General features: G+C 58.5%; 18 protein-coding genes. 9 read left to right on the top strand and 9 right to left on the bottom strand.

Going from position 1 to position 24,330, the window contains the following annotated elements; all coding sequences use genetic code 11:
* Positions 1–77 precede the first annotated feature (77 nt).
* Positions 78–434, top strand: a complete 357-nt coding sequence (locus ACZ5C7_RS01765; protein WP_464374677.1) for a hypothetical protein — start codon at positions 78–80, stop codon at positions 432–434.
* 184 nt (positions 435–618) lie between these two features.
* Positions 619–2,043: an FAD-binding oxidoreductase gene (locus ACZ5C7_RS01770; RefSeq protein WP_464374678.1), complete on the top strand. Its 1,425-nt coding sequence runs from the start codon at positions 619–621 to the stop codon at positions 2,041–2,043.
* 99 nt (positions 2,044–2,142) lie between these two features.
* Here ACZ5C7_RS01770 and ACZ5C7_RS01775 read toward each other — a convergent pair whose 3' ends face one another.
* From ACZ5C7_RS01775 to ACZ5C7_RS01795, 5 genes are all read right to left on the bottom strand, one after another.
* Entirely contained in the window at positions 2,143–3,267 is a 1,125-nt protein-coding gene (locus ACZ5C7_RS01775; protein ID WP_464374783.1) for a succinylglutamate desuccinylase/aspartoacylase family protein, read from the bottom strand.
* Positions 3,268–3,528: 261 nt separating this feature from the next.
* Positions 3,529–4,803, bottom strand: coding sequence for an IS4 family transposase (locus ACZ5C7_RS01780; protein WP_464374780.1), 1,275 nt, complete (start codon positions 4,801–4,803; stop codon positions 3,529–3,531).
* 98 nt (positions 4,804–4,901) lie between these two features.
* Positions 4,902–5,597 (bottom strand): sulfite exporter TauE/SafE family protein, encoded by a 696-nt coding sequence (locus tag ACZ5C7_RS01785; RefSeq protein ID WP_464374679.1) that lies wholly within the window; start codon positions 5,595–5,597, stop codon positions 4,902–4,904.
* A gap of 117 nt (positions 5,598–5,714) precedes the next feature.
* Positions 5,715–6,977, bottom strand: a complete 1,263-nt coding sequence (locus ACZ5C7_RS01790) for an NRAMP family divalent metal transporter (protein WP_464374680.1) — start codon at positions 6,975–6,977, stop codon at positions 5,715–5,717.
* A 186-nt stretch (positions 6,978–7,163) separates the two neighbouring features.
* Complete coding sequence (locus ACZ5C7_RS01795) at positions 7,164–8,642, bottom strand: sodium:solute symporter family protein (RefSeq protein ID WP_464374681.1); 1,479 nt, start codon at positions 8,640–8,642, stop codon at positions 7,164–7,166.
* A gap of 289 nt (positions 8,643–8,931) precedes the next feature.
* Here ACZ5C7_RS01795 and ACZ5C7_RS01800 point away from each other — a divergent pair, with 289 nt between their 5' ends.
* The 7 genes from ACZ5C7_RS01800 (at position 8,932) to ACZ5C7_RS01830 (ending at position 19,377) form a co-directional block, all read left to right on the top strand.
* On the top strand, positions 8,932–10,443 hold the full coding sequence (locus ACZ5C7_RS01800; protein WP_464374682.1) for an amidase: 1,512 nt from the start codon (positions 8,932–8,934) through the stop codon (positions 10,441–10,443).
* Between the two features lie 113 nt (positions 10,444–10,556).
* Positions 10,557–11,456 carry a bile acid:sodium symporter gene (locus ACZ5C7_RS01805; protein WP_464374683.1) on the top strand — a complete coding sequence of 300 codons (900 nt, stop codon included), beginning with the start codon at positions 10,557–10,559 and terminating at the stop codon, positions 11,454–11,456.
* 121 nt (positions 11,457–11,577) lie between these two features.
* On the top strand, positions 11,578–13,074 hold the full coding sequence (locus ACZ5C7_RS01810; RefSeq protein WP_464374684.1) for an amidase: 1,497 nt from the start codon (positions 11,578–11,580) through the stop codon (positions 13,072–13,074).
* A gap of 235 nt (positions 13,075–13,309) precedes the next feature.
* Positions 13,310–15,223 (top strand): glycoside hydrolase family 15 protein, encoded by a 1,914-nt coding sequence (locus ACZ5C7_RS01815; protein ID WP_464374685.1) that lies wholly within the window; start codon positions 13,310–13,312, stop codon positions 15,221–15,223.
* A gap of 270 nt (positions 15,224–15,493) precedes the next feature.
* Positions 15,494–16,726 carry a hydroxyacid-oxoacid transhydrogenase gene (locus ACZ5C7_RS01820; RefSeq protein WP_464374686.1) on the top strand — a complete coding sequence of 411 codons (1,233 nt, stop codon included), beginning with the start codon at positions 15,494–15,496 and terminating at the stop codon, positions 16,724–16,726.
* A gap of 859 nt (positions 16,727–17,585) precedes the next feature.
* Complete coding sequence (locus ACZ5C7_RS01825) at positions 17,586–18,395, top strand: aldo/keto reductase (RefSeq protein WP_464374687.1); 810 nt, start codon at positions 17,586–17,588, stop codon at positions 18,393–18,395.
* A 181-nt stretch (positions 18,396–18,576) separates the two neighbouring features.
* Positions 18,577–19,377 (top strand): sugar phosphate isomerase/epimerase family protein, encoded by an 801-nt coding sequence (locus tag ACZ5C7_RS01830; protein ID WP_464374688.1) that lies wholly within the window; start codon positions 18,577–18,579, stop codon positions 19,375–19,377.
* Between the two features lie 219 nt (positions 19,378–19,596).
* Here the strand turns inward: ACZ5C7_RS01830 and ACZ5C7_RS01835 are convergent, their stop codons facing one another.
* From ACZ5C7_RS01835 to ACZ5C7_RS01850, 4 genes are all read right to left on the bottom strand, one after another.
* Entirely contained in the window at positions 19,597–20,739 is a 1,143-nt protein-coding gene (locus ACZ5C7_RS01835; protein WP_464374689.1) for an ABC transporter ATP-binding protein, read from the bottom strand.
* 79 nt (positions 20,740–20,818) lie between these two features.
* Positions 20,819–21,727 (bottom strand): carbohydrate ABC transporter permease, encoded by a 909-nt coding sequence (locus ACZ5C7_RS01840; protein WP_464374690.1) that lies wholly within the window; start codon positions 21,725–21,727, stop codon positions 20,819–20,821.
* 2 nt (positions 21,728–21,729) lie between these two features.
* Positions 21,730–22,662 carry a carbohydrate ABC transporter permease gene (locus ACZ5C7_RS01845; RefSeq protein WP_464374691.1) on the bottom strand — a complete coding sequence of 311 codons (933 nt, stop codon included), beginning with the start codon at positions 22,660–22,662 and terminating at the stop codon, positions 21,730–21,732.
* 79 nt (positions 22,663–22,741) lie between these two features.
* Complete coding sequence (locus ACZ5C7_RS01850; protein ID WP_464374692.1) at positions 22,742–24,079, bottom strand: extracellular solute-binding protein; 1,338 nt, start codon at positions 24,077–24,079, stop codon at positions 22,742–22,744.
* Positions 24,080–24,330 lie beyond the last annotated feature (251 nt).

The raw sequence follows: 24,330 nt of genomic DNA on the forward strand, positions 1-24,330 counted from the left end.
CAGTTTCCCGGTCCCTTCTCGACGATGGGTGCCCCACCAACAGACTCTTAACTCAAACTCGAGTAAGTAATTATATGATGATGTGGCAAGATTTAATCTTTATGATCGGTAGCGCGCTCTCGGTGCTCTTTCTCGCACCGACGATTCGCGACGTGAGTGCTCGCGTGCCGCTAGGGACGAGTATCCCGAGTATGACCGTCGGCGGCGTCTACGCGTTCACGTTCAGCACGATGGGAATGACACTCTCTGCGGTCGGAGCGATGGCGACTGCGATAATGTGGACCGCGATCGCGACGCTGCGCTCGCCGAGGCGGGACTCGGCGATGCAGACCCGGCGGGATGAGATCATCCTGTTTTCGGACGACGTCAAGCGGTTCATGGACGGAATCCTCGGCGAGAAAGATCACGAGGCACAGTACGTATCGTCGAATTAAGATCCCTTCTTCGACGAGCGCTCCCTTTGTTGACGAGCGTTCAGCGCAAGTCGATATAGAAGCGATAGCTGTCGCGTCGATATGGGAGAGCCGATGACGACTCGACCGGCCGAACTCCTGTAAGTACTGACTGTCCTATAAAAATGCCTACAGGTATATCTCCGCCGAAAGCCTACCGAACGCTATGGCAACGAAACGTTTGACACCGGGAACGGAAGCTCTCGAACGTCTCCCAACCGAAGCGATTCGATTATTCACCCGGGACTTCCGCGGCACCGTATTGCTTCCCTCCGACGATGCCTACGAGGATAGTCGCCGAGTTTGGAACGGAATGATCGATCGATACCCGGCGCTCATCGCCCGCTGTAACGGTGTCGCCGACGTCGTTGCGTCGGTTACGTTTGCGGGAGATCACGATCTGGATATCGCGGTCCGAGGCGGCGGTCACAACGTGGCCGGGACGTCTGTCTGCGACGGCGGAATCGTCGTGGATCTCGCGGAGATGAACGGCGTTCACGTCGACCGCGAGGAACGGACGGTTCGCGCGGAAGGTGGTGCGACGCTGGGCGACATCGATAATGAAACGCAACTGTTCGGTCTCGCGACGGCACTCGGCGCCGTCTCGGACACGGGCGCCGCCGGGTTGACGCTCAACGGCGGCTACGGTCATCTGAGTCGCCAGTACGGGCTCGCACTGGACAATCTGGTCGGCGTGGATATCGTGACGGCGGACGGTCGGGTTCGTACCGCGAACGCCGAACGGAACGAGAACCTGTTCTGGGCGGTTCGGGGCGGCGGCGGCAATTTCGGGATCGTCACGTCGTTCGAGTACGCCCTTCACGAGGTCGATCCCGAAGTGTACACGCTCTTCACGTGGTTCCACGGCGACGACGCGGCCGCCGTGATGACCGGGATACGGGAGTGGACCGACGACGCCCCTCGAGACGCCAGCGTACTCACCTTCACCGCACACGTCCCCGAATTGGCGGAGTACCCGGAGGAAGCGTGGGGCGAGCCGGCGCTGGCGCTCCTCGGTTGCTACCGTGGCGACGTGAACGATGCGGACGAGGTTTTCGGACCGTTGCGCGAGCACGCAACTCCCATCGCCGATCTGAGTGGTCCGATGGAATTCGTCGAGCTGCAGTCGATGCTCGACGAGGATTACCCGAACGGATTGCGCTACTACTGGAAGTCGGTCTATCTCGCGGAACTCACCGACGAAGTCGTCGAGTTGATGGTTCGGTACAACGAATCTGCGCCGTCGTCGCTGTCGACGGTCGACCTCTGGCACCTCGGCGGTGCGGTCGGCGAGATCCCGCAGGACGAGACGGCGTTCTGGCATCGCGATAAGCCCTACATGCTCAACTTCGAAGCGAACTGGGAGGACGCGAGCGCCGACGACGCGAACGTCAACTGGGCTCGCGAGGGAATCGCCGAAACACAGGAATTGTCGGTTGCATCGGGTCGGTACGGGAACTTCCCAGGGCTGAACGAGGTCCCCGCGAAATCGCTCTACGGAGAGAACTACGAACGCCTCGTCGAGGTAAAAAAGGCGTACGATCCGACGAACCGCTTCCGCGGTAACCTGAACGTGAAACCCACCGAGTAAGTGGGTTCTCTCGCTATCGGAATCACCGCTTTTGTGACAAACACGCTACGCACGACTATAGGATACGACTATCGGGAACGTCTTTCTCCCGGAACTCTCTTACTCGAGCTCCCCCTGGTCCGCGTCTTCGGTGTCGTTGAGGGCCGTTTCGGTGATATCGTCACCCGTTTCTCCCATCCAGTGGAACGTTCGCTGGGCCTGAAACCCGATCTCCTCGAACGCCGATTCGGCCGCCTCGCGTTCGTCCTCGGATAGTTCGACGAGGTGGAACAATGGCCGACCGGGAAGGGCTCGAGGATTCGCCAGAATACCGATTAACAGGCCGGTGTAGGGCGCTTCGACGACGCGCTTTTCTTGCGTGAAGTGATCCGAGATGACACAGACTGTCTCTCCCTCGGAGACAATCGGGTGAGGGCCCCACTTCATATCCACCAATCCGCCGGTATCCGCGCGAAGCCACTGCTTTTCGCCGTCGCTCTCGAGAACCTTCACAAATTCGGAGGACTCCGGATCGCTATCCGGAAGGATCCCGTGGGCCGCCATGACGTTCTCGACACCGTTCACCGCTCTCTCGATCAGCACGGGCTGGAACCGATCCTCTTCGCCCATCTCGATCGTGGCCGTCGGGATTCCATCTTCGGTCGCTTCCCGCCGCAACGACCCTTCGGACCCTTCCCCGGAGAGTACCAGTTCGGAACCGAATGCGTCGACGAGATGAGCGACGCCGTCGTCGTCCATATCCGCTCGTGCGTGCATCAGTGCCAATTTGTTCCGCGTCGACGAGTGAAAGTCGAGGCCGATATCGCACGGAGCGACGAACTGGTCGTAGATCGTCTTCGCCATCCGCGACGCCTCAGAACCACTTGATAAGCCCGGAAACGCCCGGTTCAGGTCGCGATCGTAGATCGGAAGGTATCGCTCTTCGGCCTCGTAGCCCGGCACGTTGGCGACGTGGAGACAGACGAGCGTTCCGTGGATATCGGCAGGCTCGTACCGATTCGCCACCCGTTGGAGGACTTTCACTCCGTTTATCTCGTTGCCGTGAACGGCGGCGCTCAAGAAGAGCCGTGGGCCAGACTGTTCGCCGTTGACGATCGTCACCGGCATCTCGATTGACTGGCTCAGGTAATTCTCTCCGACGTCGTACTCGAGGTTACGTTTCTCCCCGGGTCCGATCTCCACGGACCCGTCCGTAGAATCCATCGAAAACGTCTCTTGGTCGATCTTATTCGGTGACACGGTTCGTTCAGTCTCTCGAGAGGGGCGATTGAAAAGCGGTTCTGCTTGCAGACCCAATACGCCGCTGTGAACACGCACACGGTCCGTTGCTCGCTCCGTGAGAATACCCCTCGAAACCGGACTTAAATAGCGAGAGAGATCCCCACGAAGATCAACACACCGCCGAGAGCGGTCTTCAGACGCTCGGGATCGATCCGGTGAGCGATCCGCCACCCGACGATGACGCCCACGAGTATTCGTCTTTAGCTAAGACTCACACCTCGGTTGCGTAGCGGTAGCGAGCGTCTCTTGTAACACTGGGCGTTGCTGGTGGATCTTCTGTGCGTCGTCGATCAGTCGGTCGAGCAGCGGTGGCGGCGAATAGCCGAGATATTCGCCAAGTTCGTGGAGGATGAGCTGGGCGTGCGACCGGAAGGTCGCCGCCCAGCGTTCCGGCGGAAACACGATCTCATCGTCCGCCTGTTCGGTGACCAGATCGAGCAATTCACGACTCACGAGCAGTGACAACAACGCTGCGTACAGCAGAATTTCGACAATATGCTTCTTTGTCGTGTCGAACTCGTCCAGTTCGTACTGCGTCTTCAACTCACGGAATAGCAACTCCACCTCCCACCGACACCGATAGACCGTCCCTAGATCCGACGGCAGGAACTCTTCTCTCGGGAGATTCGTGATGTACAGGTGGTAGTCGTCGGCGTCCTCTTTGCGGACGCCGACGACGCGAAACCGCTTCGTATCGCGTGACTGCGTTCCTCCGTACGGTCTTCGGTCGAACTCGGCTTCGACTTCCACGTCGATGTACTCGCGGTGCAGATCATCCACAACATCGTGGATCTGCTCACCTTCCAAGGGAATGGCGCGGCCGCGCCATTCCCGTAATTCCTCCGTTACGACCGGATTTGCGCTCTCTTTCAGCCGACTCACGAAGTAGCCGTCGTTCTCATCGATCAACGCGAAGCGGCGGTACTTGAAGTAGGCTCGGTCGAACAGAACGAGCCGATCTTCGAGCCACGATCCTGTGTTAAACAACGTGCTGTCGTGCGTTTTCTCGTCAGTCACGTCGAGACGTTCTATCGTCTGCTCAGTGGCATTGTGGAGCAGGTGGAGCTTCGCTCCAGCCTGCTCCTCCTTGCGAGCTTCGTACTCATCGGCAAGGAACTCGTGCAACCGCAGGACGGTTCCATCAGCGATCATCACGTCCCTGAATCGGTCGATATCGGCGTCAACAGTGTCAGGGACAGCGACCTCGTCGAGGCCACGCTCGACGAGGTCGCGGAAGTACTCTGCGAGAGACGGCGTCAACCGGTGATAGAAGCCGCCGGGAGAGATCGTCTCGTCGCCTGTCGAGTTGTAGCTGCGTCTGAAGCCAGCGAGTGTTCGGCTTTCGCCTGCGGCGAAGCCGAACACGAATGCCCAGACGAAGGCGGGAATCTGGAGCTTGCGGTCACGTTCGACCACGCCGAGTTCCTCGGCGTGCTCTTCGAGGAACTCGGAGGGAAACAATGTAGTGAGCCGACGCATAATCCGAGATGAGGAGGCTTCGTTGTGCACACTCGTCGCCTCCTCATTCCTCTCGAAAAGATGCCTCGATAAGCCGCCGCTGTCACGTGGTTTCTCGCTTAGCTAAAGACGGATACGCCCACGAGTTGCGGGACGCCAACGAGGACGACGAACGGCAGCGAGACGGCTCCGTAGGAGAGGTAGCCCGAGGTCGCGAACACGGCGATAAAGATCGACTGGACCTGCGCAACACCGACAGCCAGCAACATCGGCACCCCGATCACGACGAGCGCCGGAACGGCGAGAACCGGGCCGCCGACGCCGACGAGCCCGCTCGAGACGCCCAGTCCGACGCCGAGAACGCCCAACTCGAGTTGGCTCGTCGGCGTGTACTCCTCGATGGTCTCGGTCCGGCCGAGCGATCGACGCTGGCGGTAGAGCAGTACCGCCCCGACGAGCGCGGCGAACCCACCGAGGAGGAGCCCAAAGAGTTCTCGAGAGACGTACGCGTTCAGGTAGGCCCCGGCGAGGGCACCGACGACGCTCGTCACGCTCAGGACGGCGGCCATCCGCCGCCCGTCGTGGCCCACGAGTTCTCCGGACCGAACGTAGGCGAGCGAGCCGACGATTCCCGTCGCGATGAACGTCGCGTGGGCGGTGCCGGCGACGGTCGACGAGGGGAGCGGCGTGAGCACATAGAGGGCGATCGTGACGAAGATACCGCCCGGTCCGATCGTCGTGATTCCGACCCCGGCGAACAGGGCGATGACCACGAGCGCGACCAGTACCGTAACCGACAGCGATGTGAGTACCATGAGTAGGTGAGTTCGATCAACGAGGATTCGATCGATTCCTCGAGCGTCGCATGCCGCCGAACTGTTCGATTAGGTCCTCGGCTGGGTTGGGGATAATTCGTGTGATCGTCAACACGGTCAGAACCCCCCCGTTGTGATGAGTTCGACGAAATCCTGCACGGTGAAGACCGCCAGAACGATAGCCAGGATGACCAATAGCGCATTGATCGCGTTCAGTCGGCGCGTGTTGCGGTGTTCGCCCATGGTCTCGCGATCGTTGACGGCCCAGAAGAGGAGAACCGTCGCGAGCGGCAGCGCGAAGATCCCGTTGTACGTCGGGAAGAGAATGACCATGTCCACGACCGCCAGATCGAGTGCCGAACTGATCAGCGGCGAGAAGACGCCGACACCGGTCAACAGAATAAAGACCGCCTGAAACAGCCGATCATCTTTCGTTACGTCGTAGCCGGCCGCCTGCGGAATGAGGTACGCAGGCGTCCACATGATCGGCACGATACTGTTGAACGCCGCGGCGGTGACGCCGCCGACGAAAAGCACCATCGCCCAGGTCCCGACGACTTCGACCAGGGCTTCCCCGGGGGTGATGAACGACTCGAGTTCGGTGAATCCCATGGGGCGCAATACCGCAGCGGCCACGATCAGGATCGCGATCGTCGTGATTCCGCCGACAGCGTAGCCCATCGCGAGGTCCTGTCTGGCGTCAACGACGTCGCTCTCTTCGCTCCATCCTTTCTGGCGGACGAGGATCGACTCGAGGAAGAAGTTCGGCCAAAGTGCCGTCGTGCCGAGCACGCCCGCCGCCACCACGAGCGCGTCGACGGACGCCGTCGTCGGCACGAACCCGAGCGCGATGTCGGCAGGATCGGCACCGCTCGGAAGCGCGACGGCGACGTAAACCACGAGCAACGAAAGCATCATCGCGATCATGAGGTTCTCGACGATGTCGTAATCGAGGAGGCCGACCACGATCACGCACACCGTGGTGACGACCGCGATGGGCTGCCACGCAATCGCCCCGCCCGTGAGAAACGAGACGCCGGCACCGACGGCGGCGACAAGTCCGACGGTCCAGGCGAGACACCCGATCGACAGGAAGAGCGCGATCGCGGTCGCCGCCGGTCCGCCGAGTTTCCCTCTGACGAAAATCATCAGCGGCTTCCCGTGAATGCCGAGGCGAGCGCTCATGTCCTGTGCCATGAATCCAAGGAGGGCCGCGCCGACGACCGCCCACAACAACGTGTAGCCGTGCATCACCCCGGCCTGGCTGGCGATGAACACCGATCCCGAGCCGAAGTAACTCGCGACCATGACAAACGCGAGACCGTACTTCCGTGCGAACGCTGCCGGATCGTTTGCGTAAATTTCTCGAATATTTTTCATGAATGTCTGCGTGACTGACGGCTATTCGAGCGAGAATTCGCGACGATGCGATCACCCTACGAAGGGGGAGTCGAAGTAGTATATCGATTACATCTCGGGAGAAATGAAGCTTGGGCGTTCACAGGCAAGTCGCATTCCGGACGTCCGGGTCGTTTTTCGGTGGGTCGAAACGAGACAGTCGTTCGATCAATCGTCGTCCTCGGTCATCAGCTCCTCTCCGGTGAGTCTATCCATATCTTCGCTCGCTAGTTCGCGAACAGTGTCGGTGTCGAACCGTTCGCCGCCGTAGAAGACGCTGACGAGCCAGATCGTTACGATCGCGGCCAACGTTGCGGGGACTGCGGGCTCTACTTGCCCCTCTCCGAACAGTTCGGGGGAACCGAGGTAGAACTCCCAGATGGTGAACACGACTCCGCCGACGATGAAGGCCGGGAGACCGGCTTCGCGGACGGTCCCGTTCCAGAGCATCATCACCAGTCCGGCGAACAGCACCGACATGATTCCCATGCCGAGCGTGTTGATCACGATGATCTGGATGCCGCTGAGCGCGATCAATGCGGCACCGACTCCGAAGACGATGATCGTCAGGCGCATGACGAGCACGAGGTGAGCGTCTGACAGCCCTTCGCGCCCGCCGCGGAACGGGATGTAGAGGTCGTTGATGAAACTCGTCGAACCGGCGAGCAGGAACGAGTCCGCGCCCGTGATGACCGACGAGACAGCGGCTGCGAGCAGCAGACCGGCGAACACGTCCGGGAGCGTGTTCGTGATGGTCCACGCGAACGCCATCTCTGAGTCGATCTGTGCGCCCTGCGAGCTCGCGATCATGCCGGCCGCCGCGGTGAGGATGCCATAGCCCGTGATCACGGACCCGGCGAGAAAGGTCCCCATCATCGCGATCTTTCGGCTTCCCGCCGACCAGGTTCGCTGGAGCATCTGCTGTTGTGCGCCGGCGACGGTGATGTACATCAGGTACCACGTGCCGATCTGGACGAGCCCGACGCCGAACCAGTTCATGTGGCCCTCCGGAACGTCGGCTGCGATAGCGTCGACGCCTCCGACGTTCGAGACGGCGATTGGAATCGCGATGATCGTCCCCAAAATGATAACGACCCCGTGGAGCGTGTCGGTGTAGGCGACCGTGCTCATCCCGCCGTAGGCGGTGAGGCCGATGAATACGGCCACGCTGATCCAGAAGGCGACCGACAGGTCGACGCCGGTGACGACCGCCAGCACCGACCCCATCCCGATCGCCTGCCCGGCGGTCAGTGCGATCTGGCCCATGATGGTAAACGCCGCCGCGAAGTACTTCGTGTAGTCGCCGTACACTCGTCCTAGGAGTTCGGGGACGCTCACCACGTCGAACGTGTAAATGTAGCCGATGAACAGCGTCATCGTTATCCAGGCGAGCCCCTGCGTCATCGCGTACCACTGCGCGCTGATGCCCTGAAGGAACGCATCTTGAGCGATCCCCATCGTAAGCCCGCTGCCGGCGAAGGTCGCGAAGTACGTCATCATGTACACCGGAAGGCTCAGATCTCGTCCGGCCAGCGTAAATTCAACGTATCCTTCGCCGGCTCCGCGGCCGAACCAGATTCCGACGATGAGGGTTACCAGAAAGTACCCGACCATCGTCAGAAGCACCGGGTTCAAGAGGTCAACCATCGGCGATCATGCGTTCGTACCGTCTTCGTTCACCCAGGCTCCGGTTCTCCCCCGTTCCACACCACCGCATAAGCGCAGAGTCGTCTCCCATCGTAGATACCGCAATACCACCGCATCATCGAACAAAAAACTCAGTTGAATATTCAGTGAAAGTATACAAAAAGACAGTAATATGATTTCTTCACGGACGGTCGATAACTAAATAGTGTCCTGGTGGAGAACCCGCGATTAAGGGACTTACTACTGGCTCAAACCAAGGTTTTTATCGGGACCTAGTGAGGATGGGAACATGCCAGTCCACCCGCCGACGAAAGAGGATCTTCGAGAACTGGGATCGGAGCTGTTTCTCGACCTTCGCCCCGAAGAACTCGAGTTTTTCATGGAAATGATCGACGAGAAACTCGATTCCTACGAGTCTGTTCGTTCGTTCCAACCGAAATCGAGACTCGGCGGAGTCGAACCTCGCCTTCGCAGTTCGGGCAGCAGAGCGACCGACGACCCGCATAACGCGTGGGTCACCCGCTGTTTCGTCGAGGGCGACGAGAACGGGGATCTCGAGGAGTGGGACGTCGCCATTAAGGACAACGTCTGCGTCGCCGGCGTCGAGATGACCTGCGGATCCAACGTCGTCGAGGGCTACGTCCCGAATGTCGACGCGACGGTCGTCACCCGCCTGCTCGAGGCTGGGACGGACGTGGTCGGAAAAACGAACATGGACGATATGGCGGTCTCGAGAACCGGCCACAGCGCCTTCGGAACCATCACGAACCCGCACGACGACGATCACCTCGCGGGCGGCTCGAGCGGCGGGAGCGCGGTCGCAGTGGTGGAAGACGAAGTTGACGTCGCCATCGGGTCAGATCAGGGCGGCAGCGTTCGCATCCCTGCATCCCTTTGTGGTATCGTCGGGCACAAGCCGACCTACGGTCTCGTTCCGTACACGGGCTGTGTCGGACTCGAGCACACCATCGACCACCCGGGACCGATGGCCTCGGACGTCGAGACCGCCGCGCGAACCCTTTCGGCGATCGCCGGTAGCAACGAACGACACCTCCGTCGACCGTTCCCCGTTCCGACCGAACGGTACGAGGAATCACTCGAGGGCGATCCGTCGGAACTGTCCATCGGCGTTCTCGAGGAGGGATTCGGACCGTCCGACGGCGATCCGGCGGTCGACGAACGAGTGCGCGAGGCAATCGACCGACTCGAAAGTGAGGGTGCGACAGTCGACGACGTCTCGGTCCCGCTACACGTGAACGCATCCGATGTTCACTCAGTTTGTACGAACGAAGGGCTGGTCGGCGCGATAAGCGGGCAAGGAGTCGGACACGGCTGGAAAGCCTGGTACAACACGCCGTGGGTGGAGTCGTTCGGGAAATTTAGACAGGCCCAGAGCGACGACTTCTCGGCGATGTTCAAACTGTCGCTGCTCATCGGCGCGTACACGGCCGAGCGGTACCACTCGCGGTACTACGCGGCCGGGATGAACCTGCTGGTCGAATTGGCGATGCGGTACGACGAAGCCCTCGAGGACTACGACGTGCTCGCGATGCCGACGACGAGCGTGACCGCACCCGAACACGATCCGGACAGAGACGAGTTCGACCGACTCCGAGAGGTGACGATTCCCGCCAATACGGCGCCGTTTAACAGGACCGGTCACCCCGCCTTGTCCGTCCCGGCAGGAACGGTCGATGGGCTGCCGATCGGGCTCATGCTGGTCGGCTCGCGTTTCGACGACTCGACGGTCCTCGACGCGGGATACGCTCTCGAGCGGGTGCGGGCGGATGCCGATCAATAATCCGACCGAAACGCGCTTGAAAAGGCCTATAAGATTCGTTTCGATAATTCACCGATATCGTCCGACACACAGGCAGCATTCGAAACATCGCCCAATCGCAACGGTCACTTCTCGTGGTCGTTACCGCAACGCTCGCCGGGATAGCTTCCCCCGAGTTCGCAGGGCCTCTTCAACCGATAATTCCCGTTCTGGTGGCGGGTCTGGTCTTCACGGCGTTTTACGGGTTCCGTTTCGGCGACGTATCGGCTCGAGAAATTTCGACCCCGCTCGTGGTTTCGCTCGTCTGTCTCTACCTGGTCGTCCCGGCCTCGTTGTATCCGGTCGCCGCCGTCGTTCTGTCCGGCGATCTGCTTCTCGGCGTTCTCATCGCACTCTCCGCCCCGTTGGCCGCCGGCAGTTCGATCATCTGGACGCGTCTGGGCGGCGGAAATACGCTGTTGGCGACGGTTACCGTTCTCGTTTCCATGCTCCTCGCGCCTCTCGCGATGCCGGCTCTCATCACGGTCTTCGCCGGGTCGGCGGTCGACATCTCCGCGACAGAGATGGTCGTCGAACTCGCGGTTATCATCGCGGGCGGCGGAGTCCTCGCGTTTCTCGTTCCGGACGGGTCCGTTTCTGACGAGCAACTGGACGCGTTCTCGTTGGCGACGATCGGAGCGCTGATTTACGTCGGCGTCGGCGGCTCTCCCCTCTCGATCGATGCGCTCCAGATCGCCTTCGTCGGTGCGATCGCGGTTGCAACACTCGGGCTCAGTGCGGGATTCGCTTACGGGCTCTACGCTCGAGGAATGAGAAGCGACGATTGCGTCACCGTCCTTTTCGCCAGTTCGATGAAGAACCTGAGCGTGTCGGTGATGGTCGGTGCGGTGTTCGGTGGCGGAGTTGTCGTCGCCGGAATAACCGCGTTTCACGTCGCACAGCAACTCGTCTGTAGTTCTCTCGTTCAGCGTCTGAACTCGACCACCGCCACGAAGTCGTCGGAGGCGGTCCCACCGGGACAGTTCGGAGACTGATCGGATCGTTCTTCGAAGACTGATCGGATCGGTCACCCGGTGGTTCGACGACCCATTCTTGAGAGACGAATTACAAACGATCTGAATCAAAGCATTTAGCGCGCGGTAATGATCGGCCAGTATGCCGGTTCATCCGCCGACAGCGGACGACCTCCAAGAACTAGGAGAAGAGCTGTTTCTCGACCTTCGACCCGAAGAACTCGAGGTATTTCGGGAACTGATCCTCGAGCAACTCGATTCCTACGAGACGATACGGTCGTACGATCCCGAACCGCGGCCCGATCGATCGATGCCCCGTCTCCGAAATTCGGGGAGCAGGGCGACCGACGATCCGCATAACGCGTGGGTCACCCGCTGTTTCGTCGAGGGCGACGAGAACGGCGATCTCGAGGAGTGGGACGTCGCCATTAAGGACAACGTCTGCGTTGCCGGCGTCGAGATGACCTGCGGGTCGAACGTCGTCGAGGGCTACGTGCCGAACGTCGACGCGACGGTCGTTACCCGTTTGCTCGAGGCCGGTGCAGACATCGTTGGGAAGACGAACATGGACGACATGGCGATAACGGAAACGGGCCATAGCGCCTTCGGCACGATCACGAACCCGCACGACGACGACTACCTCGCCGGCGGTTCGAGCGGGGGGAGCGCCGTCACCGTTCTCGAGGGCGAGGTGGACGCCGCCATCGGAACCGATCAGGGTGGAAGCGTTCGGTTGCCGGCCGCGCTCTGTGGAATCGTCGGGCACAAGCCGACGTACGGACTCGTGCCCTACACCGGATGCGTCGGGCTCGAGCACACGATAGACCATCCGGGGCCGATGGCCGAGGACGTCGAAAAAGCTGCACGGATGCTTTCCGTGATCGCCGGCAGCAACGATGCGCACCTCCGGTGGCCGAGTACCGTCCCCGTCGAACAGTACGAGGAGGCGCTCGAGGGCGATCCGTCGGAGCTGTCCGTCGGCGTGCTCGAGGAAGGATTCGGGAAACCCGGAGGCGATTCGGCGGTCGACGAACAGGTTCGCGATGCGCTCGAAGAACTCGAGGACGCCGGTGCCACGGTCGAACCCGTTTCGGTTCCGCTGCACGAGCACGCGCCGAACATTCACTCCGTTTGTACGAACGAAGGACTCGTCGCCGCAATGCGGGGACAAGGGATGGGCCACGGCTGGAAAGCCTGGTACAACACGTCCTGGGTCGAGTCCTTTGGCAAGTTCCGGCAAGCACAGAGCGACGATTTCCCGGCGATGCTCAAGTTATCGCTGCTCATGGGCGCGTACACGGCCGAGCGGTACCACTCGAGGTTCTACGCGGCCGGAATGAACCTCATGGTGGAGCTAACCGAACGCTACGATGAGGTACTCGAGGGCCACGACGTGCTCGCGATGCCGACGGTGAACGTAACCGCTCCTGAGCACGACCCGGATATGGACGAATTCGAGCGGATTCGCGACCTCGAGATTCCCGGAAACACCTCGCCGTTCAACCGAACGGGACACCCGGCGGTGAGCGTTCCGGCGGGAACGGTCGACGGGCTTCCGGTCGGACTCATGCTGGTCGGCTCGCGCTTCGACGACTCGACGGTTCTGGACGCCGCACATGCGCTCGAGAAGGCGCGTTAATGGATAAGGCGCGGTAACCGACGACGGATACTGCAGGATTTCTCAACGCCATCGATCGCCTGGGTGAATCGATACGATCCCTGCTCGGTTGCGGTTTCCGGGCGTAGGCTTATCCCGCAGTCCGTGTGATCAACACACGACTGGACGATGATCGTTGTGTCTCGATGTCCATCAGTATCGTTGTACAGTAGTCAGTTCACTTCGCGGAATCAGCAACTCTCTTCACGAAGCTACCATGGGATATCGACCGATCAGTGAGTACGCTATTATCGGGAACGACGACCGCAACGCGCTCGTCAATCAGAACGGATCGATCGACTGGTGTTGCTTTCCACACGGTGCCGGCCCGAGCGTGTTCGCTCGGTTGCTCGACGACGAGGACGGCGGTCACTTTGCGATTCGGCCGACCGACAGCTACGACATCGAACGAAACTACCTCGAGCGAACGAACGTCCTCGAAACGACGTTCGAAACGCGGTCCGGTCGGGTGACCGTCACGGATTTCATGCCCGTCGACCGTAGCAAGCAAGCGCCCGACGAGAACGCAGCCGACGACCCGCATTCAGCCGGTGAACAGCTAAACCGCTGCCAACAGGCCATCTATCGGCGAGTGGAGTGCACCGAGGGTGCGGTTTCGATGGAGATGGAGTGGAAACCACGGTTCGACTACGCTCGCGCATCGACATCGGTCGAACGCTCCGACGATCACTTCGTCGCCGCAGGCGATGACGAGACGCTCCACCTCCAGATTCACGGAGCCTTCGAGGGTCGAATAGCGACGGACAGGGTTGTCGATACCACCACGATTTCGGCTGGCGAGACGGTCTGGCTCGGCCTTCAATACGAGCACTTTTCCCCCGTTGGGCCTGCCGACGGTCGATCGCTACTCGAGGAAACGACGCAGTACTGGCGGACGTGGACCGACGAGTTACTGGACTCGGCAACACCGATTCTCGAGGACGACTGGCAGGAGGCTATCTTGCGCTCGAGTCTGGTACTCAAACTGTTGATCAATGAAGAAACGGGGGCCACCTACGCGGCGGCGACGACTTCACTGCCGGAAAAGCACGGCACGTCTCGAAACTGGGACTACCGATACAACTGGATTCGCGACGCGAAATTCACCGTTCAGGCGTTGTACAATCTCGGGAAGGGATCGGAAGCGCAGAAATACTTCGAGTGGTTCCGGGATATCAGCCACGAAGAGCCCGAGGATATCCAACCGGTCTATGGCGTTCACGGAGAAACCGAACTCGTCGAACGCGAACTCGAGCACCTTTCGGGCTACCGGTACGCAAACCCGGTCCGGATCGGGAACGCGGCGTCCGACCAGCGCCAGCACGATATCTACGGATCGATCGTTCAGGGATACTACGAGACGCTTCGTCACGACGAACGCCTCACCGATGAAGACTGGGAGTCGATCCGCGCCATCGTCGATCACGTGTGCGAAATCTGGACAGAACCCGACAACGGTATCTGGGAGTTTCGCGACGAGTCGCGTCACTACGTTCACTCGAAGCTGTTGTGTTGGGTCGCTCTCGACCGCGGCATCGAACTCGCCACCCAGCACGACCGGGATGCGCCGATCGAGCGCTGGCGAGAGGAACGCGAAGCGCTCAGGGACGAAATTATCGAACGGGGCTACAGCGAGTCAGCCGGAAGTTTCGTTCAGCACTACGAGACCGACGAGGCTCTGGACGCGACTTGTCTGTTGATTCCGATCTACGAGTTTCTCCCGGCGGACGATCACCGCGTGCAGTCGACGATCGATACCGTCCTCGAGGAACTCATGACCGAAGAGTGCCTGCTCTATCGGACGAAATACAGCGAGGCCGTTCCCGAAGAACACAGTTCGTTCGTCTTCTGTACGTTCTGGCTCGTGGACGCGCTCGTGCTCGCTGATCGGGTAGACGAAGCGAGAGAATTGTTTACTGATATTCTCGAGTACACGACGCCGCTAGAACTGCTCTCCGAACGCATCGATCCGAAAACGGGCGAACTACTCGGAAACTTTCCACAGATGTTCAGCCACATCGGGTTGATAAACAGTGCTATTTACCTCTCGAGTGCGCGTGAAGGCGCTGAATCGTTAGAACACGACCCGCAGGAACACAAGGCGGACTTGCAGCCGTTGTTCAGGAAATAATCGCGACACGGCGGCCCCGATTTTCCATTGGCGAATCGACGCCGTTCTGTCGTTCGCGACTCTCGACAACCACGGCCCCTGCCTTTGTGGTACTCCATCCGCGAGTACCTGCCCGGATAACGGGTCGTGTCCGACCTCATCAGCCAATTAGAGGTGAGTAACTAATTATAACGTATCAAGCTCACCCATCCGATGCTGAAACAATGAGCGGCAAGTTTATCATGATTGTAGAAACATAATTACGTTCTGCGACCGCGCTGGTAATTACGAATGCACGACCCTGAAACGGTCTGGGACTTCGCGACCGCAGATCAGATCAAATTCGGCAACGGTGCGAGCGAGGAACTCGGCGACGAACTCGCCGACCGCGACATCGGGCGTGTCCTCGTCGTAACCGACGACCAGCTACGGGAAACGGGAACCGTGGAGACGGCTCTCGAATCCGTCCCTGATGGGATCGAGGTTTCGATATTCGACGGCGTCGAACCCGATCCCGATATCGGCGTCTACGAATCCGCAATCGCGACCGCTGGTGAGTACGACCCGGACGCAATCATCGGAATTGGGGGTGGTAGTTCCCTCGATGTTGCGAAAGTTACCGGAACGCTCGTCGGTTCGGATCGGGACGTCCTCGAGTACGTCGCACCGCCAGTCGGTGGCGGCGTGGCCGTTCCCGACTCCGACGTGCAAGTCGTAGGACTACCGACAACCGCAGGAACGGGCTCGGAGAGCTCCCCTGCAGCGGTCGTCTCGCTTCCGGAGCGAGAACTCAAAGTCGGCATCTCGAGTCGGCACCTGTTTCCCGACCTCGCAATCGTCGATCCGTTGCTCACGGTGACGCTTCCCCCGACGATCACCGCCTCGTCGGGAATGGACGCGCTGACCCACGCCATCGAGGCCTATACGACCCGACGCTTCGACACGAAGCCGGCTCCAGAGCAAGCTGACGCTCGCCCAGATTACGGCGGTCGAACGGCGGTAACCGATATGTACGCAGAACGCGCAATCGAACTCATCAGCGACAGCTTACGGCAGGCGGTCAACAACGGCACAGACGTGACCGCTAGACGTAATATGTCGCTCGGAAGCCTCCTCGCAGGAATCGCGTTTACCAACGCCGGACTGGGAGCGACCCACGCGATGGCGTATCCGGTCGCCGGCGAGAATCACACGCCACACGGCGTCACCGTCGCGGTGCTATTGCCCGAAGTGATTCGATACAACTCGTCGACCGCCGCCGATCGGTACGCCCGCATCGGGGAACTCCTCGGAGAGGATCTCACGGGAGTCGACGACCGGTATATGGGGGAACGAGCGGCGATCGCAGTCGAATCGCTTGCCGCCGATATCGGCATCCCGACCGGCCTCTCCGAACTCGGCGTCGACGGCGACGACGTTCCTCGACTGGCCGAAAAAACCGAAGAAATCCAGCGGTTGCTCGTCGGAAACCCCCGGCGGTTCGACCGCGAGGATCTCGAGGACGTTCTCGAGGCTGCTCGGTAATTGACGGGAATCACGCCAGCAGGCCGAACATTTCACCGTTATCTCCGGCGGACAAAGAAGCGCTATTCGAATCATAGTTAGAAGTAAATACTCATCAGTTCGGGCCGTTCGGCTACTCGATTTAAACTCGACAACTCCCGTTTGTACAAGGATCCGCCCGACGGGGATAAACTCGCCATATATACAGTCATACACGTGTAATAACAGCCAGTTTTTTACCGGGACCCGCTTTCCGAAGAGTGCCGTTCGATGACGGAGCACTGGATCAGTTTGCCTAGCGGGTTAGAACGCACAGTGACTCGATTCGGAAAGAAAATCGGCGAGTGCAAACGATTTCCGACTGTACTACCAGACGTCCTGGGCGTTTTCACTAATTTATTCCCAGGATGGTGTTGTTTTTCTCTCGCAAACAATCCTTCCCATTTGGGTACTGTTTCGGGAGGATACCGGTCTTATGCTGGAGTGATTCTCTCGGAATTAGACTCGATAAAACGGGTATGAAGACTGTCCCTTCTAATAACTCGTTCGAATAAATGGTCGGCAATCGCCAATCCCGTTCGTCCTTCACGAACTGATATCGCCCGTTCTTAGACCGAAAATGCCTCATTCAGGCCTTGTACAGCATATATCGAGGAAAGTACCCCGCTATCGAACTGATTGTGACGCCCGCGGCTCAGCAGTCACATTCGTCTCTCTCGAACTAACTGTGCGACATCGATTAGCTATCTGAAACTGTGTGATAGGCAAGTCCGTACGCAACTCTGTGGAACTGACGTTCCTAGCACTCGAGCGAGGTATCGCTACGCTTCGAAGGCACCTAACGGAAACGTATAAGGTGAGCTCGTCCGTTAGCGTAGCTGTGCTCGATCAAAAAGTGCACAAGCTCGGTTTCGGGACGTATAGACTCACTGAAGAAGACGGAATCGAAGCGCTCACGACGGCGATCGAAGCCGGATACCGCCATCTCGACACCGCTCGACTGTACGGAAATGAACGAGAAGTCGGTGAAGCCATCGCCCGTGCAGACGTTGAACGGGAGGACATATTCGTCGCGACGAAGGTGGCTCACTTCGAAGAACCGGAGAAGACGCCCGAATACGTTCGAACCGGTGTCGAGGAAAGCCTCGACCGGCTCGGGGTCGAAAAAATTGACCTCCTCTATCACCATTGGCCTCGAGGGCGTGACGAGATCAGAACGGTCCTTCCCGTTTTCGACGAACTCGTGGCCGAAGGGGTGGTAGAACGAGTCGGTGTGAGTAATTACACTCCATCCGATCTGAACCTCGTCGACGACCTGCTCGAGGCGCCGCTGTACGCCGAACAAGTGGAAATGCACCCGTTCTTACCACAGACCGAACTGTTGGGCGCGCTTCGTGAAAGGGAATCGTACCTCGTCGCGTATTCTCCTATCGCTCAAGGGGAGGTATTCAACGAGCCCGTGATTACCGAAATCGCCGACAAATACGCGGTTTCTGAAGCAGTTGTAAGTCTGGCCTGGCTCCTTTCGAAAGACGGTGTGATCCCGATTCCTCGATCGGAAACGCCCGCGCACATACGAAGCAATCGGACCGCACTCTCCCTCGAATTGGACCAAACGGATATCGATCGGATCGATGCTATCGATCGTCACCACCGCTGTGAGGACCCCCCGTGGATGGAATGGGAATAGTTCCCTCTCGAGCGTAGCCGAGATACGCAGCTTCACGTCTTGTCGATATGTGCCGACGCATCAAGTGAAACAGACCCGCCTGCACAACGGGTAGCATCTGTCAGTTTTCGAATACCGTCGGTGGATGACGGGTACGGCAGATACCCCAACCTATTTGATACCAAGACTCCATCTATTTCACATGGGTCACGGGTACACGGCGATGATGTACGATACGGAAACGCTCCAGACTGGCTTCAGTGATATTAGCGCGTGCCAATACGACGGGATCGAGATCGGACTCGAAAAGGCACGACACGCCGGTTCGGATGCACTCTCGGAATGGCTCATCGAATACGAACTCGAGCCCTACTGCATAATGGCCGAGTGGCCGGTCGACGAAGCGGCCGTCGACCGAATTTGTCAGGGCGCAGAGCTCGTCAGCGAGGTCGACGCGCCCTACTACGGGTTTCTCCCGCCCGAACGTCACCGCGAAACGGAGGAAACGATTTCTCGATGGCTCGAAGATATCGCTGAGGCCGCCGCTGACGCCGGAGTCACGCCGCTTATCCATCACCACGCGGCGACCGCAATAGAACAGCCCGACGAAATCGAATATTGGCTCGAGAATGGCCCAGAGAATTTCGAACTACTGTTCGATACAGCCCACTATTACCCGTACGGGACCGTAACCGAGGGTATCGAACGGTTCGCCGATGACATCGCGTACGTTCACTACAAAGATGTCGATCCACCGGCGGAGTTCGATGAACATGCGGCCGCACTCAGCTCTCAATCCCATCACCTGGATAACGTGATCAGCTATTTCCGCGCGTTTACCGACCTCGATAACGGTGTCCTCGAGTTCAACCGGATACAGGAGAAACTGAAAGCAGTCGGTTACGATGGCCACATTACGGTCGAGATCGAGAATCAGATCGAATTACCGCTTATTCATGCCAAGCAAAACTTCGACGTAATGGCTTCGCTGGTCGACCGATGATGTGGTCGACAAGAGTCCGTTTGTCCCTCGTTTGAACTGGAGACGTCGATCACTCACCTGTCGATCCGGGTCGAACGGTGACACTGTTTTTTATCGACGAACGTTCTCGAGATCGCATATTTAGTTACCGAAACTACTGTCTTCGGCTGTTACTGGTCGATATCGCGTTCCGACCGATCACTCAGAAAACCCGGAAAATTAACACGCCCTCATCGTTCACTAGTTTGGATCGACAACTCGTGTTTCCGACGCAGCGGGATGGTCGTTAGCGATGCGGTCACCGGTTGAAGCATCGAACGCGTGAAGGTGTTCCTGTTGGAATTCGAGCCAGACCGTTTCACCGCGGCTAACTGACAACGAACCGGGCGCAGTAACGGTGAACTGGAGATCTTCGGGACTCATATCGCCAAGGGTGATATCGATGTGCTGTTCGTCTCCAAGCGGTTCGGTAACTTCGACCGTCGCTGGGATCGTGTACTCGTTTTCAGATTCGTGGACCGTGATGTGCTCGGGACGAATGCCGAGCGTGAACTCGTCTGCGGTCCCGAACGAGGATTCGAGCTCGTTTTTGAGCGACAGTTCGAAATCGGTGTCATCAAACAGCGGATGAACGACGCCGTCTTTCTTCCTGACCTCGAGGAAGTTCATCGCCGGACTTCCGATGAAACCGGCAACGAATCGATTGACGGGTTCGTGGTAGATTTCGTCGCCGGTACCGACCTGCTGGACGTTCCCGCTGTCCATCACGATGAGTTTGTCGCCGAGAGACATCGCCTCCTCCTGATCGTGGGTGACGTACAACGTCGTTACGTTGAGTTCACGCTGGAGTCGTTTTATTCGCGTTCGCATCCCCATCTTCAGTTTGGCATCGAGGTTCGCGAGCGGTTCGTCCATAAGGAAAACGGCAGGCTCACGGACGATCGCGCGTCCAAGCGCGACTCGCTGTCGCTGTCCTCCACTGAGGTCACCGACGCTCCGATCGACGAGTTCGCTGATTTGGAGGATTTCAGCGGTCTCGTCGATACGCCGTTGTCGCTCTTCGTCCGGAGTCCCGTTGATTTTGAGGGGGTACCCGATATTTTCGCCGACGGTCATGTGCGGGTAGAGTGCGAAGTTTTGGAACACCATCGCGATATTCCGGTTCTTCGGATGAACGTCGGTGATATCCGTCCCGTCGACGAATATGTTTCCATCGGTTGGCTTCGTCAACCCGGCCAGACACCGAAGTGTCGTGGTTTTCCCGCATCCCGAGGGACCGAGGAGAACGGCGAACTCCCCATCTTCGACCGTCACTTCGACGTCTTCGACGGCGATCGTGTTTCCGTATCTCTTTTCAATCGAGTCGTATTCTACTGTAACCATAGGTACTCACGTTCCGTGCATTTTCGTTTACGGCTAGCGTTTGTAAAGCTATTCATGGAATCACCGAAGCTGCTCCCGATCATCCGTCGACACCCATACTAAACCCGCGGACGAGTTCGTCCCGAACGAGGAATGCGAAGATCAAGACGGGGATCATCGCTATCGTTCCTGCAACGCTGATCAGTTCCCACTCGATCGTATACTGCGTGATTAGCGACGAGAGTCCGACCGGTAGCGTCGCGGCGTCCGCACTGTGGGTGATAATCAGCGCGAATAGCAGTTCGTTCCAGGTGATGATCATGGCAAAGATTCCGGACGCGAAAAGCCCCGGTTTGGCGAGAGGCAGGACGATTTTGAAGAACGCACCCACGTGGGTGTGTCCGTCTATCATCGCGGATTCGACGAGACTATCGGGGATTTCGTCGAAGAACCCTTTCATCATCCAGACGACGAACGGGACGTTGAACATCACGTACAGCAAGATCAATCCCGGGATGGTGTTTACGAGCCCAATATCTCGGAAGATGACGTAAATCGGGATCGCCACGACGATCGGGGGCATAAACCGTGTTGAGAGGATGTAGAACGGAAGGTGAAAATCCAGGTCGTACGGCCAATCGAACGCGACGAACCCGTAGGCGGCACAGGCTCCGAGGAAGGTCGCGATGATCGTGGTTGCGATCGTCACGATCATACTATTCAGGATGAACCGCCAAAACTCCGGTCGCTGGGTGAACAGGATCGCGTAGTTCGAGAGTTCCATCTGGAGAGGGATCCACTGTGGTGGAAACGAGAGGAGTCCTTCTCGGGTCTTCAACGAACCACTAACCATCCAGTATACCGGAAACAGCGTCCAGAGTAAGTACATCGAAAGTCCTCCGTAAATGGCGACTCTCGACCACCTAGTTCCGGCGATGTTGTTGTACGCTCGTTCGAATCGTCCTGGCGTCTCGAAGACGACCGTATCGCTATCTGATTGTGTTGCCATGGTTAGAACTTGACCTCCGCTATTTTGACGAAGGTTATCGCGATCAACAGAACGATGAGGAGGAGGCTAATCGCCATCGAAGCGGCGACTCCCCAGTTCGTAAACTCGAACGCCGCGCGGTACATCTCCATGCTTACGACATTCGTCGATTCGCCGGGCCCGCCTCGAGTGAGGATGTACACCTTGTCGAAGACCCGAATGGAGTCTATCACCCTGATAATCAGAATCAGTACGACGAGTGATTTCATGTGCGGAAGCGTAATATCCCACAGGATTCGAACTCGCGATGCCCCGTCCATTACGGCAGCCTCCTTTAGGTGGTCGGGGACCGACTGCAATCCAGCGAGCATCACCAACACGACGAGTGGCGTCCATTGCCACACTTCGGTGAGGATCAGCGAGTAGAGCGCGATACTCGAGTCGCTGATCCAGCCGACGTTCCCGCCGACGATCGGATGGAAGATGTAGTCGAGCAAACCGCTCGGCGCGTACATTAACCGCCAAACTAACGCAATCACCGTCGGTGCGAGAATCATCGGAATGAGGATGATGGTCTGGATCAATCCCCTGAATCGAAGCTTTCGATTCAACAGCATCGCAATTGCGAACCCGACGACGAATTGAATCGTTACCGAAAGTGCCACGTACCAGGCCGTGACTACCAACGAATTTCGCCAGGTGCTGTCGGTTAGTAGATTAACGTAGTTATCCAACCCGACGAACCCGATCCGTTCACCCGCAGTATACTGGTACATTGACATTTCTATGGCCCTGATCATCGGGTAGAACGTCATCGTTATCAGGAGCGCCAGTGTCGGCACGACCAGGAGGACAGCGAGGTGGTCGTCCGCCCAAAGAGCCAACCGCTCTTTGAGCGACTCGTCCGTCTCTCCGATCGAATTGGTGGTTACTGCGCTCGACGCGTCTCCGCTCATTTGTGCCAGTCACCTCTCGATCGAACGCACTCAATTGGTGAATTGCGAATCATTGTGTGAGTTGTCGGTCTCGTAATCTTCACTCATAGTATCCCGCCCGTTCGAGGATCGATCCGATATCTTCCTCGGCCTGGTTGACGGCTTCTTCCGGCGTCATATCGTCAGTCAGTACGTTATTGAGGGCGACACCGTGGTCCTCTTCGATCTCGTTCCACTCGGTCGTTCGGGGTCGTGGTTGTGCTTCTTGAAGGCTCTCGTACAGCGCTTCCATCCAAGGTTCGCTATCGATATACTCCTCGAAGATATCGTGGCGGAACGGGATTCCACCGTCTTCGACGTACAACTCCTGTGCCTCTCGAGAAATAAACGCCTGTAAGACTTCGCCTGCGGCCCGTTTCTGCGGGTCGCCGGTGTACGTGTTGATGCTTGCGATCCAGTTACCCTGCGTCGGGGCCCGTTGGATTCCTTCCGGAATAACCATAAACTCGATGTTGTCACCCTCTTCGGTTCCGTCCAACATGTCGGATGCCGCACCAGGCCATACGAGCCCCTGCGCCGCTTCGCCGGAACCGATCGCCGTGACGACCTCGTCGCTGTCGTAGGCGGTGACTCCGTCGGGACTGATTTCGGCCAATTCGTTGGCGAACAAGTCGACCGCATCGATACCGTCCTGGCTCGACCAGTTGTACCCCCAGTCTTCGTCGAACATCGAACCGGCGACCGATCCGCCGACGGCGAAAAAGCTCGCGTTGATCGGATTACCGCGTTCGCCTCGTAACACGAATCCGGAGGCGTCGTCTATTTCGTCGTCGATGGCTTGTCCCGACTCCAGAACATCGTCCCACGTTTCAGGTGGATCTTCGCCGACTTCGTCGAAGTACCGTGTGTTGTAGGCAAACAACTGCGTATTTCCGACGGCGACCGTGCCACGAACTTCCTCTTCTAATTCGTCGGTGCCGGGCGGAACGGCTTCGTTCGGTGTCGGCCACGTTGCGATGTCGACCGTCGATTGAATGAGCTCTTCTGGGAGTTCCTCCGGAAGCCACGGCTCCAACGGTTCGAGGTGTCTCGCCAAGCGCGGAAACCACGGGTCGTCCATGAAGACGATATCGAACTCATCTCCCTGATTGTCAAGGACGCTGATACTCTGCTCGAACAACCCGTCGAACGGTAGTAGTTCGACGTCGATATCGATTCCCGTTTCGTCTTCGAGGTACTCATTAGCAAGCGTGTTAAACCAACTTCCCTCACCTTCAACCGCTGCGACGCTAATGCTATCTGCAGTACCCTCTTCAGAACCCCCACCCGTGCATCCGGCGAGGGATACGGCAGTTATGCTCGCACCTGCCGATGCGAGGACCGACCGTCGATCGATAAATTTAGTGTTCGTATCCGGCACTGTCGAATCTCGTGTCATACGGTATCACAAAGGTAACCCCACTGTATAAAATTATCGGGATATATAGTAGCCGACATATTGTTATACAATTGTCGTGATCTGGTACGAAGTCTGAGGGGTAATCACGATAGGCATCGAAGCGACTCTCCTCCTTTCACGATTTGAGCGGCGTCGTGACTTGCATACAGGCGCTGATTTGACGAGTTCTCGTCGGAAAGTGCCTCTCATCTCGAGTCGACAAACCACTGGACGGCTATCAGTCAATACGC

This window comes from Halostagnicola alkaliphila, from assembly GCF_055379965.1.

What these genes read in the sequence shown, in the direction of transcription:
- ACZ5C7_RS01770 (WP_464374678.1), top strand. Translation starts at nt 619, where the DNA reads ATGGCAACGAAACGTTTGACACCGGGAACGGAAGCTCTCGAACGTCTC.
- ACZ5C7_RS01780 (WP_464374780.1), bottom strand. Translation starts at nt 4,803, where the DNA reads ATGCGTCGGCTCACTACATTGTTTCCCTCCGAGTTCCTCGAAGAGCAC.
- ACZ5C7_RS01815 (WP_464374685.1), top strand. Translation starts at nt 13,310, where the DNA reads ATGGGATATCGACCGATCAGTGAGTACGCTATTATCGGGAACGACGAC.
- ACZ5C7_RS01795 (WP_464374681.1), bottom strand. Translation starts at nt 8,642, where the DNA reads ATGGTTGACCTCTTGAACCCGGTGCTTCTGACGATGGTCGGGTACTTT.
- ACZ5C7_RS01765 (WP_464374677.1), top strand. Translation starts at nt 78, where the DNA reads ATGATGTGGCAAGATTTAATCTTTATGATCGGTAGCGCGCTCTCGGTG.
- ACZ5C7_RS01850 (WP_464374692.1), bottom strand. Translation starts at nt 24,079, where the DNA reads ATGACACGAGATTCGACAGTGCCGGATACGAACACTAAATTTATCGAT.
- ACZ5C7_RS01820 (WP_464374686.1), top strand. Translation starts at nt 15,494, where the DNA reads ATGCACGACCCTGAAACGGTCTGGGACTTCGCGACCGCAGATCAGATC.
- ACZ5C7_RS01835 (WP_464374689.1), bottom strand. Translation starts at nt 20,739, where the DNA reads ATGGTTACAGTAGAATACGACTCGATTGAAAAGAGATACGGAAACACG.
- ACZ5C7_RS01790 (WP_464374680.1), bottom strand. Translation starts at nt 6,977, where the DNA reads ATGAAAAATATTCGAGAAATTTACGCAAACGATCCGGCAGCGTTCGCA.
- ACZ5C7_RS01785 (WP_464374679.1), bottom strand. Translation starts at nt 5,597, where the DNA reads ATGGTACTCACATCGCTGTCGGTTACGGTACTGGTCGCGCTCGTGGTC.
- ACZ5C7_RS01800 (WP_464374682.1), top strand. Translation starts at nt 8,932, where the DNA reads ATGCCAGTCCACCCGCCGACGAAAGAGGATCTTCGAGAACTGGGATCG.
- ACZ5C7_RS01830 (WP_464374688.1), top strand. Translation starts at nt 18,577, where the DNA reads ATGGGTCACGGGTACACGGCGATGATGTACGATACGGAAACGCTCCAG.
- ACZ5C7_RS01845 (WP_464374691.1), bottom strand. Translation starts at nt 22,662, where the DNA reads ATGAGCGGAGACGCGTCGAGCGCAGTAACCACCAATTCGATCGGAGAG.
- ACZ5C7_RS01840 (WP_464374690.1), bottom strand. Translation starts at nt 21,727, where the DNA reads ATGGCAACACAATCAGATAGCGATACGGTCGTCTTCGAGACGCCAGGA.
- ACZ5C7_RS01810 (WP_464374684.1), top strand. Translation starts at nt 11,578, where the DNA reads ATGCCGGTTCATCCGCCGACAGCGGACGACCTCCAAGAACTAGGAGAA.